Source organism: Oricola indica (genome assembly GCF_019966595.1).
Lineage (GTDB): Bacteria > Pseudomonadota > Alphaproteobacteria > Rhizobiales > Rhizobiaceae > Oricola > Oricola indica.
Map to the genome: position 1 here is coordinate 304,860 of NZ_JAINFJ010000001.1, position 13,261 is coordinate 318,120.

At 62.9% G+C, this 13,261-nt stretch carries 10 protein-coding genes; 3 read left to right on the forward strand and 7 right to left on the reverse strand.

The window, feature by feature from the left end; translation table 11 throughout:
* Position 1: 1 nt before the first annotated feature.
* From LC343_RS01470 to LC343_RS01485, 4 genes are all read right to left on the reverse strand, one after another.
* The gene (locus LC343_RS01470; protein ID WP_223475312.1) at positions 2 to 2,395 is read right to left on the reverse strand and encodes a methyl-accepting chemotaxis protein; all 2,394 of its coding nucleotides are present in this window, start codon (positions 2,393 to 2,395) and stop codon (positions 2 to 4) included.
* 159 nt (positions 2,396 to 2,554) lie between these two features.
* Positions 2,555 to 3,628, reverse strand: a complete 1,074-nt coding sequence (locus LC343_RS01475; RefSeq protein ID WP_223475313.1) for a dipeptidase — start codon at positions 3,626 to 3,628, stop codon at positions 2,555 to 2,557.
* A 78-nt stretch (positions 3,629 to 3,706) separates the two neighbouring features.
* Positions 3,707 to 4,690: a cell wall hydrolase gene (locus LC343_RS01480; RefSeq protein WP_223475314.1), complete on the reverse strand. Its 984-nt coding sequence runs from the start codon at positions 4,688 to 4,690 to the stop codon at positions 3,707 to 3,709.
* A 423-nt stretch (positions 4,691 to 5,113) separates the two neighbouring features.
* Positions 5,114 to 7,045 carry an FAD-binding monooxygenase gene (locus LC343_RS01485; protein ID WP_223475315.1) on the reverse strand — a complete coding sequence of 644 codons (1,932 nt, stop codon included), beginning with the start codon at positions 7,043 to 7,045 and terminating at the stop codon, positions 5,114 to 5,116.
* A 241-nt stretch (positions 7,046 to 7,286) separates the two neighbouring features.
* On the opposite strand from LC343_RS01485, the gene LC343_RS01490 reads away from it, so the two are divergent.
* Positions 7,287 to 7,697 carry a DUF7282 domain-containing protein gene (locus tag LC343_RS01490; RefSeq protein ID WP_223475316.1) on the forward strand — a complete coding sequence of 137 codons (411 nt, stop codon included), beginning with the start codon at positions 7,287 to 7,289 and terminating at the stop codon, positions 7,695 to 7,697.
* 75 nt (positions 7,698 to 7,772) lie between these two features.
* Here LC343_RS01490 and LC343_RS01495 read toward each other — a convergent pair whose 3' ends face one another.
* A complete protein-coding gene (locus LC343_RS01495; protein WP_223475317.1) occupies positions 7,773 to 8,315 on the reverse strand; it encodes a DUF6647 family protein in 543 nt (180 codons plus the stop codon).
* 114 nt (positions 8,316 to 8,429) lie between these two features.
* On the opposite strand from LC343_RS01495, the gene LC343_RS01500 reads away from it, so the two are divergent.
* Positions 8,430 to 9,338, forward strand: coding sequence for a LysR substrate-binding domain-containing protein (locus LC343_RS01500; protein ID WP_223475318.1), 909 nt, complete (start codon positions 8,430 to 8,432; stop codon positions 9,336 to 9,338).
* Positions 9,339 to 9,703: 365 nt separating this feature from the next.
* On the opposite strand, the gene LC343_RS01505 is transcribed toward LC343_RS01500, so the two are convergent.
* Together LC343_RS01505 and LC343_RS01510 are read right to left on the reverse strand one after the other, a co-directional pair.
* Entirely contained in the window at positions 9,704 to 10,648 is a 945-nt protein-coding gene (locus LC343_RS01505; RefSeq protein ID WP_223475319.1) for a hypothetical protein, read from the reverse strand.
* 126 nt (positions 10,649 to 10,774) lie between these two features.
* Positions 10,775 to 11,848 (reverse strand): GlxA family transcriptional regulator, encoded by a 1,074-nt coding sequence (locus LC343_RS01510; protein WP_223475320.1) that lies wholly within the window; start codon positions 11,846 to 11,848, stop codon positions 10,775 to 10,777.
* 239 nt (positions 11,849 to 12,087) lie between these two features.
* Between LC343_RS01510 and LC343_RS01515 the strand changes: the two genes are divergently transcribed.
* Positions 12,088 to 13,164 carry a hypothetical protein gene (locus LC343_RS01515; protein WP_223475321.1) on the forward strand — a complete coding sequence of 359 codons (1,077 nt, stop codon included), beginning with the start codon at positions 12,088 to 12,090 and terminating at the stop codon, positions 13,162 to 13,164.
* Positions 13,165 to 13,261: the final 97 nt, after the last annotated feature.

Sequence of the window (13,261 nt, forward strand, 5' to 3'; positions counted from 1 at the left end):
ATCAGAACTCGTCCCAGTCGGCGTCGGCGCCCTGCGCCAGCGCCGCATTGCCCTTGAAGCCGAACGCGTTCGACACCGACTTGGCGAGCTTGCGCGCCGGCGATTCCGCCGGCGGCGTCGTTCTGGCGGTGGCCTCCGCGGGAACAAACGCGCTTTTCGAAACCCCGGACAGCGTGAACGCGCCGATCATCCCGGATAGCTCGGAGACATCTCCGGCGAGATTGTGCGCGACGGCGGTGGTCTCCTCGACCATCGCGGCGTTCTTCTGTGTAACCTGATCGATCTGGCCGACCGCGGCATTGATGCCCTCGACACCGGCAAGCTGTTCCTTGGTCGCGCGGGCGATGCCACCGATACGGTCGTTGATGTCCGTGACGTTCTGCGTGATCTCGGAGAGTGCCATGGCGACGGCCCCGACCAGTTCGACGCCGTTTTTCACCTCGCTTCCCGACCGGGTGATCAGGCCCCTGATCTCCTTGGCGGCTGCGGCGGACCGCTGGGCCAGTTCGCGAACCTCTTGAGCGACCACGGCAAAACCCTGACCGGCCTCGCCTGCCCGCGCCGCCTCGACACCGGCGTTGAGCGCCAGGAGATTGGTCTGGAACGCGATGTCATCGATCACGTTGATGATGCTGGCGATTTCGACGCTGGCGGATTCGATCCCCTTCATCGCATCCGCCGCCTTGGCGACGACGCCGGCCGACCGGTCCGAGTGATCCTTGGTCGAATTGGCGATATCGGCGGCCTCGTTGGCGCTGCCCGCCGTTTCCTTGATCGTGGCTGTGATTTCCTCGAGCGTCGAGGAGGTCTCCTCGAGCGCGGCGGCCTGCTGCTCGGTGCGTCGCGACAACTCGTCGGCAGCGGAGCGCACTTCAGCCGAATTGTTGTCGATCGATCCCGACTTCTCGCGGATCCGCCGCAGCGTGTCGTTGAGGTTCGAGACCGATGCGTTGAAGTTCACCCGCAGACCGTCGAGGCTTTCCATGAAGGGCTCGTCCAGCGACACGGCGAGATCGCCGTCGGCCAGACGAGACAGGCCGCCTCCGAGCGCATCGACGGCCTCTTTCATGCGGCGCTGTTCCTCGGCCTTTAGCGCCTCGCGCTCCGCACGTTCCTTTTCGGACATCGAGCGATTGGCCTCGGCTTCGGATTCCAGCTGCTGCTTTTCGACCGCCGCGTCGCGGAAAACAGCGACCGAACGGACCATGTCGCCGATTTCGTCGTGCCGGTCCTGTCCGTCGAGTTCGATCGCGGTGTCGCCGTCGGCGAGCCGCTTCATTTCGCCGACAAGCGCGCCGATCGGTCGGCTCAGTGTGCGCGAAAACCATGTGCTGAACGCCAGCGCGCCGAGAAGAAGCACGAGCGCCGCCGCGAGCACCGCATTGCGCATCGACGTCACGCCCTGCATGACCTCGGCGCGGTCGATGATCGCCGCGACGGACCACCCCGAATCCATGAAATCGGCCTTCGCGATCGACAGATCGGCCGTCATGTCGCGATAGCCCTGTATCTCCGCATTCAGCACGCCGTCATATCCAAGCGCCGCAAGGCCCGGAATATCCAGTTTCTGCGTCAGCGCCTCGTTCTCGTCCGTGTGCATGGCGTCCGAAATGAACACGCCGTCGCGGTTCAGCAGCACGGTCTCGCCGGTTTCGCCCAGACCGGTCACGTTCTCCAGAACATTGCGAATGAGATCGACGGGCAGTTCAAAAGCGATAACGCCGATCTTGTTGCCGTTATCCATGACCGGAGCCGCCACGAAACTCGCCGGCTCACCCTGCGCGGGCGCGTAGGCCGCGAAATCGGCGAAGGCGAAATCTCCCGGCGCCTCCGCCCCGGCCGCCTTTGAATAGACCGTGCCGAGGCCCGTATCCTTCCATTCGCCGGTCAGGAGGTTGGTGGCGTAGTCCGCCTGCTTGGAAACCGAGTAGACGAGATTGCCGTCCAGATCGATCAGGAAGATGTCCGAATATCCGAACTCGTGCTGGCGCTCGCGCAGGGACGGATGGAACAGATTGTGGACCGCGTCATAGGCATCGCCGTTGCCGGCATTGTCGAGAAGGTCCTTCTCGCCGACACCATTGGGATTCTCGGTTATATAGCGGCGTTGCATCTCCTCCTGCGCCGCGTCGCCGGAAACGTTCCACGCCGCGATGAACGAATTCAGAGCAGACAGCGTGTTCTTCGAAGACGCCTGCGTGCGCAGGTCGTGCAACACGCCGCGCAGATGCACCTCGAGTTCGTTGCGGCGGCCGTCTGCGACCGCATTCAGCTTCGCCTGCGCCTCCTGACGCACGGTTCCCGATGCGATAAGCAGGCTGGCGGAACTGGCAACACCGATGGAGACGACTGTGAGAACGGCCGCGGCAAGCGGCAATTTGCGCGAAATCAGCATGGAAACAAACTCCGGTCCTGAGCAGGAAGACATGCCGAACCGGCGGGGGTCTGCGGGTGTCATACCCGCACGGCCAAGAGCCATGGTGATTGGGCAAACTACCGGGCCTCATTTAAGACACGGTTAACCTTTGGTAAGCGGATACTTTCCGATGTGGGCTCAGGCCCCCAGCGTGCGTTCCAGGCAGGAAAGCCAGTTGTCACGCGCGAGCTTGGCCAGAAGTGCATCGTCATAGCCGTGTTCACGCAACGCAACGAAAAGCGCCTGCACACCGGTGACGTCGCCGATCGGGTTCGGCACGAGGCAGCCATCGAAATCCGACCCGAGGCCGACATGCTCCTCACCCAGATGCTCGATCAGGTAGTCGGCGTGGCGGAGCAACTCGTCCCAGCCCATGTCGGCGTCGAACTTGCCGTCCTCGCGCAAGTAGAACGTCGCGAAATTGAGCCCGACGAGCCCGCCCGTCTCACGGATCCGCGCCAGTTGCCGGTCGGTCAGGTTGCGCGGCGAGGCGCAAAGCTTGTGCGCATTGGAATGCGTCGCCACAAGCGGTGCGTCCGACAGCGCGGCGACATCGTCAAAACCCGCCTCGTTCATGTGCGAGAGGTCGATCAGGATACCAAGCTCGTTGCACAGGCGCACGAGATCCTTGCCCGCCTCGGTCAGCCCGGGGCCGATATCGGGATCGGCAGGGAAGCGCATCGGGACACCATGGCCGAAGACGGTCGGCCGGCTCCAGACCGGCCCGAGCGAACGCAGCCCGATCTCGTGGAACAGGTAGAGCGCGTCGAGGTCTTCGCCGATCGGCTCCGCGCCCTCCATGTGCAGGACACCGGCGATCTTGCCCTCGGCCATCGCGCCGCGAATTTCGCCCGCGCTACGGCAGACGGCGAAATCGTCCGGGGCTTCGCGCGCCATCCAGTGCAGCAGTCCCGCCTGTTTGAGGGCGACCGGTTGCGCCGCCTCATGCGTCATCAGTGGCGGCAGCGGAACGCCCTGCGACGAGGCCGCCATCTGCGAGGCGAGATCGCGGCGCGGCCCCTTGGCGGGTGACGGCACGAAGATTGCAAACAGCCCGCCGGCAAAGCCGCCCTCGCGCATCCGGGCAAGGTCCAGATGGCCCTTCTCGCGCGGTCCGCGCCAGACATCGGCGCGCGGCGCCTCCGCCATCATCAGGCGAACAAGGAAATCATTGTGGCCGTCGAAGAAGGAAATCCGGTTTGACACGATCAACGCTCGGGGAAATTGACCGGAGAAGCCTTTAGGCAGGAGAAGAACGCAAACGAACCCGGCCAACGCCGGACGCAGGCGTTACCGCCAGCCGCCGCCCTTGGTCCTGAAGAAAATGTGGTCGCCGATGTTTGCCATCTTGACCATGGAACTCGCCCAGCGCGGACGAACATAATTGGCGAAATAATGGGTCGATGACCCGACCTCGGACACATAGGTTTCGCCGGTCGTAACAGCCATGGCGATCCTTGCGGCGCGCTCGTATGCGCTTTTCCGCCCAACCCGCTCGGCGACACCGTCGCAGGCGAAGGAGAACTGGCAGCGATTGCGCTGCTGGGCGTTCTGGTAGACGACGCCGCAAACCGTATTGGGATAGGCGGGGTTCCGAACGCGGTTCAAGACGACCTGGGCCACGGCGGCCTGGCCCTTGGCGGATTCGCCTCTCGCCTCGAAATAGACGGCGGTCGCCAGACACCGCTGCTGTTCTGCGGAGTAGGTGCTGGCTGGAAGCGGCCGGCGCATCCAGGCGTGATCGCCCTTGCCCAATGGTTTGGGCAGCGGAGAAAGCATGGCGAGCGGAGACCAGACGACCTTCTTCGGATTGTAGGGCGCATAGGCAACCGCACCGGAACTGACCTGCCCATCGGTGACGAGGCCGCTCCGCGCCGGAGCCAGACCGGCGAAACGCTCGCTGGCGACCGACTGGATACCCGGAAGCGCTGCCACCTGTATATCCGCACCATCGATCCGCGGTCCGTAGCTTCGGTTTATCGACCAGTAACGACCGGTCTTGCCTTTGATCGGCTCGGCGTCCCAAGCACTCTCGTCGTCGGTGAACAGATCGGCGGGACGAAGTCTTTCCTCGTCGAGTTGCAGCCGCATCTTTGCGAGTTGCACCTCGAGCGCCCTCAATTCAGGCGATGTTCTCTGATCCTCGCGCGGCGAAAACCGCGCCTGGAAGGTGTCGGTCAGCGGGATTGTCCAGTCACGCGTAGAATGTTCGGGAAGCGCGGCCTGGGTCGGAAGCGACAGGTTGGCGAACATCGCGATCAGCGGCAGCGCCACGATCCGAAGTCCCCGACCTTCTTTGCGATGGCTATTTTCCCCGCCAGAAAACAGCACGTCCCCTCCAATCCTTATGGATAGCTTTTTACCAATCCTAACAAACCCTTAAGCCTGTAAAAAGACCTGAAGGGCGAGAATGCGGCAAAAGCGAGGCAAATCGGGCCAAATTGGCCGCAATTGCGGTCAATTCCCGTTAACCTCCGTAATCTGGCCAGCTCAGACCCAGGTGGGCGCACGCAAAACGAATCATCTTGGCAATCCCGGCTGACGGCGTTCAAAGCATGTCAATCCGGCTTCACGGTCCAAAGGATCATCGGGCATCTGCCTGGGAGCGAATGTGACGCCCCGGCGGGCCGGCCGGGACCATCAGTAACATGTTTGTCGCCTAAATTACCCCATAGGCGGCGAAACGCCGCGACCCGGCTATGCGGACTGGATAAGAAATCCGTCGAAATAGGCGGCCAGTTCGCCATGCGCATCCAGCGGCAGCACATGCGCGATATACTGGTCGGGACGCACGATCACCATGCAGCCGCTCGCCCTGTCGATGCCGCGCATATCGAAAATGTCCCCTGCCCTTGGATCGGCGCAGAACATCTTCTCGAAATCGACCAGCCCGTAGCGGCCCTTGCGCGGCCTGAGGAACGCCGGCATCTCTTCGATGGAGAGTTGCCGATAGGGCTGCTGGAAGACGGCACGCACATCGATGAGCGAATCTGGATCGGCGCCGGAAGGCGTGTATTTCTGGATCGGCGATCCGGGATCGTCCGCAAGGAAATCGCACAGGCCGCGGATTTTCGAGTACTCGCCGGCCGGGGCCTCCGCGCCCGAAAAGGCGAACACGCGCCAACGACCGTCCGCTTCGACCACGTGGCCGAGATGCATCGGCTTGGCGTCTCCGAGTCGGATGACCGGTGCGGAGTGAAACCGGGTGCCGACCGCGAACCCCTTTGCGAGGTCCTGGTGCGTGGATGCGCCCGTCAGGACGGACGGCGCATAGACGGTTGCCGTGCCTGCCGTATAGCGCCCGTGCTGGACGAAATATTTCTGTACTTCCGCCGGATCGACACCATCGGGATTGTCGGCCGATTTGGTCGGCGCACTCAGCATCCGGGCCCAGCGGCTGTCGAAGTCGATCAGATCCTGCGCGATGGCCTTCCGCTCCGCCGTATAGCTGTGCAGCAGGTCCGGGCCGGCCTTGCCATGAAGCACATGGGCGAGTTTCCAGCCGAGGTTGAACGTGTCCTGCATGGAAACATTCATGCCCTGCCCCGCCTTCGGGCTGTGGGTGTGGCAGGCATCGCCGGCAATGAACACGCGCGGAAGGCGGGTGTCGATATCCTCCGCCGGAACATCATCGAACTTGTCGCAGATGCGGTGACCGATCTCGTAGACCGACCACCAGGCGATCTCCTTCACGTCGAGCGTGTAAGGGCTGAAAACACGGTTTGCCGCGTCGATCAGATATTCCGAGGTGATGTTGCGATTGGCGACGCGCTCGTCCTCGGCCAATTCGTCGAGTTCCACATAGACGCGGAAAAGGTAGCCGCCCTCGCGTGGGATGAGAACGATCGAACCTCCTTCGGCCGACTGGATCAGCGACTTCATGCGCACATCCGGGAAATCGGTGACGGCGAGTATGTCCATCACGCCCCACGCCTGGTTGGCCGCCTCGCCCTTGAGCGACCGGCCGATCGAGGCGCGCACCGCGCTGCGCGCGCCGTCGCAGCCGACGACATATTTCGCCTTTACGGTCTCGATCTCGCCCTTGTGGGCGTCATCCGTCCGCTCGATGCGCACGCTCACCGGATAGTCGCCGGCATCGGCAGCGGTATCGACCGAGAGATCGAGCAGCTTGCGCGAGTAATTCGGCTCCAGCCGGTTCGGCGAATTTTGCATGATCTCCAGATAGGCGTCGTGAACGCGCGCCTGGTTCAACACGACATGGGGAAACTCGGACAACCCGTCCTCGACATCCTGGATCCGGTCGGAACGCGAAATATGCGCGCGGTTCGCCTCGTCGGGCCGCCAGAAGGTCGTCTCGCTGATCCAGCAGGCTTCGCGGGCGACGCTGTGGGCAAAGCCGAAGGCCTGGAACATCTCCATCGTCCTGCAGGCAATCCCGTCGGCCTGGCCATGCGTCAGCCGTGCGTCCTTCTGCTCGACGATCCGCGTCCGGATATCGGGAAACTTCGAAAGCTGCGCGGCGAGCGTCAGCCCGGCCGGGCCGCAGCCGACGATCAGGACATCCACCTCCTCGGGAAGCATGTCGGTATTGGCCAGCGCCGAAATGTCTTCCGACTGGCTCGAGACCTCCGGATCACCCGTCGTGAAACCGTTCAAGTGAAATTGCATGGCCGTCTGTCTCCTCCAACCGCTGCCGCCCGCGATGAGCCGCCCATGGGCATCGCGTTAGTTGATAAGTATACTTATCATATGTTGACTGTCAATATGCCGTGGCCGTGCGATTACGGTCCGGAGCGCCGGCGGAATGCCCAGAATCCGGCTGCGCAGGAAAAAATTTTCGCAAAAGTGAAACTCGATCGCCGCGGTCTTCGTCCCTTGAAGCGCAACGTCCAAACAGGAGGATATACTCATGAAGAAATTTCTTATTGCTCTCGCCGCGACCGGTATCATGTCGTCTTCGGCTTTCGCGATGGATCATGCGCTCAAGGTCGAAGGCATGGATCAGGATGTCTCCGGCGGAACGGTGACCGCGTCAAAGATCATGGCTGACAGCAATGGTTGGCTGGTCGTGCACCGCACCGGCGACGACATGAAGCCCGGCCCGGTGGTCGGTCATGCTCCGCTGAAGGCCGGAGAGAACACCGATGTCGCAGCGATCCTCACGGAGGAAGTGAAGTCCGGCGAAAAGCTGATGCTCATGCTGCATGGCGAGGATGGCGGCACGCAGACCGGAATCTTCGAATATACGCTGGGCGCGAAGGAAGATGGCCCGGTGAAGGTCGACGGCAAACTCGTCATGACCGTCGTCACCGCCCAGTAAGCTCTCCTTCCCTTTCGAGAGCGGAAAGCCGCCCGTGGCCGACACGGGCGGCTTTTTTTGTCAGGCAGGCGGGTGTCAGTCGGGATGGATGTCGCGCGGGGTACAACCGGCCGCGAGGACGATGGTTACGCGGTCGATATCGGCCTCGAGGCCGCGCTCGGCGAGCCATGCCTGCTGGAGGGTGTAGGCGTCCGGTTCCTGGGCCGCCGGACAGTACCAGTGTCGAGCGATCTGGCGGTGATGCACCAGCTCGTGGAGCAGCACCGACACGTCGAGCGCGTCTTTGCGCGACCACGGCGCGATCAGGTAGATTCTGCCGGCCTCGGGATCGTAGAGTCCGCGCGTGCGCGAACCGAAGCTGCTCGCCACCGAGGGGTTCATGGCAATTGTAATCGGATCGGCGATCTCGATCGCCAGCGGCGCTGGGTTTCGCGGATAGTCGCTGTTGGCGTCGAGCCAGTCATCGAGGACACCCGCGAGATCGTCGAGAGAGCCGGCGTCACGCCAGGCGGGATCGGGATCGGGCACGCCGGTGTTTTCGAAGCCGGCGGCCGGGAGAATGAGCGTCAGCAAAACGGCAAACGCCGCCGCCGCGCCGGCAAAGTGCCGTTGCGTCATTTTCGCCTCCGAATTGTGGCCGATTGGACGCGTTCATGCTAGGTTCGGGAGACGAGGAAGGTCAAAAGACCTTTGTTCAACGACGCGTGAAAAGGATTCAGCCAGGGAGCACAGATGGGCCGCCGCTTTCCGCCATTCGCCGCCGTGCGCGCCTTCGAGGCGACGGCCAGACGGCTGAGCGTCAAGGACGCGGCAGACGAGCTCTGCGTCACGCCTTCCGCGGTCAGCCACCAGATCCGGGCGCTGGAGGAATTCCTCGACACCGCGCTTTTCGAGCGCAGGGGCAACCGGCTGAACCTGACATTCACCGGCCGGGCCTATGTCGGCAAGCTAACGGCGCTGCTTGATGCGCTGGACGAGACCACACGCGAATTGAACGACGCCGAAAGCGAATTGCGCGTCCTGTGCACGCCCGGTTTCGCGGCGCGCTGGCTGGTGCCCCGGCTGAACCGCCTGCCCTTCGGAAACGCGATCCGGCTCCGGGTCTCGGAAGGCGCGCCGGACACGGATTTCGGCCGCAACGACGCCGACGTGGTGATCCACTGGGGCGGCGCGCCGGTCGACGGGCTCATCGTCGAACCCTTCATGGCCTCCAACCGCTTTCCCGTCGCCTCGCCGGAACTGATCCGGCGCGAGGGGCTGGAAACGCCGCGCGACCTGCTGGGCGTCACACTCATCCACGACGAGGTGATGGACGCCTGGGACGAGTGGTTCCGCCTTGCCGGCATGACCGTGCCCTCGATGCCGCGCGGACCGCGCTTCCCTCATTGCGAAATCGCGACGACGGCGGCCGAACGCAGCCAGGGCGTGTCGCTTGCCTATGAGGCAATGGTGGCCGACACGCTGGCCCACGGCAGCCTCGTGCGGCTGTTCGACACGGTGACCATGCCGGTCACGCTCTACGCGGTCGCCTACCCCGAAAACCGCGCCACCCACCCGCGCATTCGCGCCTTCCGGGACTGGATCTTCGCCGAGGCCGACGCCGCCCGGGTTCTGCCGCGAGAAAGCGTCGAGCCGGCCTGACGCCTTCGCGCGGAGACCGCGCGCCGACGCCCCGCACGCCTTCCGGACGCCGGATTTCTAGGACAACGCTGTCTTGTGCGTCAGGATATGTCGGAGCGCGCAACCGCGTAACGCCGCCGCACAAACAAAAAAAGCGGGCCAAAAGCCCGCTTCCCTCGTTCCCCGAGACTTGCATGGCGCCAGTACTTCCGTGGTCACCAGGCTATCAATCGGAAATGAACCAACCTCGCCCGCAAACCTCACAACCTATCTGGAAGGAGCCTTACACAGCGGCAGCCGGTTAAGGCGTAGATGGGGATGGCGGGAGCGGGATTCAAGGGTCGGGCGACTGCAAGACCTTGATGGACCTCCGCGTCGGTTCCGCTTCACTCTCCACCCGTCTCCCCGCGGCATGCACCAAGGAAGCGGCCAAGCGGCTCGCCAACGCCTTCGAGCGGGATCACGCGGGCCTCCTCGCCAGCGATACCGTATGCGAGCGTTTCCGCCCCCGCCAGCGCGGCCCAGAACCCGTCTTCCATGCCGATCCTCGTCTCCACGCCGGCATATTCGCTGCTCTGGATCGATACCGTGCCGGACAGATCGGCCGCGTAGTCGCCGGCTTCGATGCGGATGCCGGCCGCCTCCCCGTCCTCGCGCTCCCCGAAAGAGAGGGCGAGCATCACGGTGGCTCCGGCCTCCACACTGCCGGGCTCGCAGGTGACGTTCAGCGCCCAAGCATCGGTTTCGGGAATGCCGAAGGTCAGCACCTGGTCCCGACCGCCGTCGTCATTGTCGAACGCATAATGCTGCCACTCGGCGTCGCTCATGCCAGCCTCGGAAGGCGCGGCCTCCCCTCCTTCCCCCCAGGGACAAGTCCGTGCAAAGGCGGCCAAAGCCACCCACGAACCTTTCAACGGCAGTTCCACGGCTGCGTCGCCAAGCGCGATGCGCACCATCCGACCGGCCCGCAAGGCTTGGACCAGCGGATCCGACGGTTTCAGCGCGATCCTGGGTACGTGTCCGATCATCCCCCAGAGTTCGAACTCCGGCATATAGGAGAACGGCTCTCCATCGACAGTGAAGACGATCTCGCGCGGCTCCGCGTCTTCGGCAGGAGCCTCCTCCAGCGCCTGGAACGGCACATATAGGGTCGCCGGCACGCCGGCCGCCTCGCAACGGACAAGAAGGCCCATATCCTCCTCGCAATCCGTGCAATCGGTGACGGTGGCTTCCGCCCCGGTTCCCGTCACGCTCCATCGTTCGGTGCGCGCGGACGCGGGAAGCGTGATGGCCGCAATCGCGATCATGGCGAGTATCTGTCGGACGAACATGCCTGTCTCCTGTCTGAACGGCGCGGACTGCGCCCTGAGCCGGTTTCGTGTCGCCCGGCAGATTTTCACCGCAAAGCTGTATGCCCGCTGAACGGCCATAATTCGTGGGATTGGAGGTTCCCTCGCCTACCAGACTGACTTTCCGAGAATGACGCTTTCGAGATCCATGCGGATCTCTCCCACGACCGACGCCACATCCTCGCCGTCGACGCGGACCATGCCGAAATTTGCCCGGTAATCGCTGGGCGCCACGCCAAGCCGGCGCGCGAAGGCCCGGCGCAACGTCTTCGCGGTGCCGAACCCGCTCTTCGTCGCGATCGCCTGAATGGGCAGATCAGACGTTTCGAGGAGCCGGCGCGCGACGTTCAGCCTTACGTCCTCGATATAGCGGAAGATCGTCGTGTTGGTGACTTCCTTGAAACGTCGTTCCAGCGACCGCTCGCTCATCGCAGCGTAGCTGGCGAGCTTGCCGATCGAGTAGTCCAGGCCCGGGTTTTCCCAGATATACAGTTGCACCCGACGAATCCTGGCATCCTCGGTGGCGTCGGCCATGAGATGCGTGCTGAACTGGGTCTGGCCGCTCTGGCGGCGCAGGACAAGCACCATGAAGCGCGCGACGTCGAGCGCCAGCTGGCGACCGTGGTCCTCCTCGATCAGGGCCAGTGCGAGATCGATGCCGGCAAGCATGCCGGCAGAGGTCCAGAACTTGCCCGAATTGACGAAGATCGCATCGGAATCGACCTGGCCGGCGATGTTCTCATCCGCCTCCAGGCGCATCGCCTCCAGCCAGTGGGTCGCAATGCGGTGGCCATCGGTGACGCCCGACGCCAGCAACACCGTCGACCCGGTGCACACCGACCCCATGCGGTCGCAGCGCGGCTCCAGCTTGCGGATCCAGCCGGTGATCTCCTCGTTCTCGGAGGCGGCGAAACAACCCGGGCCGCCCGCGACCAGCAGAAGGTCGAGATTTTTCGGCAGGTTCTCGCAGCTGCAGGTCGGCTCTATCCGCAGGAAGCTTCCCGCCACCTCCACCGGCCTCCCGTCGACGGAGACGGTGATCGGCCGGTAGAGCGGCCGGCCCGTGAGAAAGTTGGCGACTCCGAATGGCTCCAGCGGCCCGCAGACGTCAACGGAAGCGACATGATCATAGACCAGCATCGCAACATAGCGCGTGGCTAAAGGCAGTACCTCGCGCTTCATGAGATTGCACTCATAGCCAACATTTCCCCGGTTTCCCGCCCGAACGCGGTGCCGCAAGGAAAGCCGATTGAGGCGTTCGGGACAAGAGGACCCATATCGCCAAATACGGAACCATCACCGCCAAACGTCCAATTGGCGTCCGGCGAGGCTTTTATCCGTGACCCGGTACTTTCATAAGACCATCGAAGGGGCAACCTGAAACGATCCGGACAGTGAAATCCGGAACTGGAGATGCTTTCATGAATATCAATTCGTGCGGCATGCTGGGCAAGATTTGCTTTGGCGTGCTCTTCACACTGAGCACTGTTTCGACATCTTACGCCGTCGACAAGAAGCAGGCGGATGTTGTCGTCAGCAACAAGACCGGCAAAACCATCCTTAGCGTTACCGTCGCCCACAAATACAGCGACGAATACGAGCATCAGCTGGATTGGCCAGGCGTCCTCGCTGACGGTGCAAAAACTTCGGGACAACCCGTCACCTACAATACCGGGTTCGGTACGACCGGGAGAGACTGGTGGTATGTTTCGTGGGTCTATACCGACAGCTCGACAATCTACTATTCCGATCCGAACAATTTTCGCGGCGCAATCGACTTCATGGAAAAAGCGAGCAAGATCGCAATTCCCGTAGGCACATCCATCGCGGCAACCGTTTTCGGCGCGGTTTGCACTGCCAGCACCGCTGGAGCATGCGGTCCGGCCGCAACGGCTGCAGTCGTTACGACCATGGCCGCCGCGAGCGCGACCATCGCCTCGGCAGCGGCTGGCGAGTTGCTCGCGAATGGCGGTACCAAAGGCTTCAAGCAGCACATTCTCAGGGATGACGATGCCGGCAAGACGGTCACGATCGAACTTCAGAAGAACAACCAGATCCTGATCACGTCGCCGTCGGGAGATTCGCGCACTGTGTACGCCTCCAAGCCGACCGAAAGCACGCCGTCGCAACTCGAGGCGATCAACGCCGCGATAAGTGATTTCAAGGCGAAAAAGGCACCTGACCTCTCCGGAACCTGGGATTCCAGTTACGGCCCCATCAATTTCGCCAACAACACCTATTACGACGGCGACGGATATATCGAACTCAAGGGTTACGACTGGGATGAAGGTCGCCAGGCCGTCGTCATTTGGGGTGCATACGGGAAGACCAAGCAGAAATACGATCCCACGACGAGCGGTGTCTTCACCTGGTATTTCAAGGACAAGTGCAGTTTTTCGGGCACCTGGAGCAAGCTTATCCCGGAGTTTGTAAAAACGAAGTCGGGTGGCCTGATGCAGAAGACAACCCCGTGGACCGGCAAGAACCCGAACTGCTGATGACATAATGCTACAGCAGGGCTGCGCCCCTGCCATGGCCGCGACGCTCGCCGTCGCGGCCCGTTGCTGTCCAGCCCGCGGCTACGGCTGCGAAAAT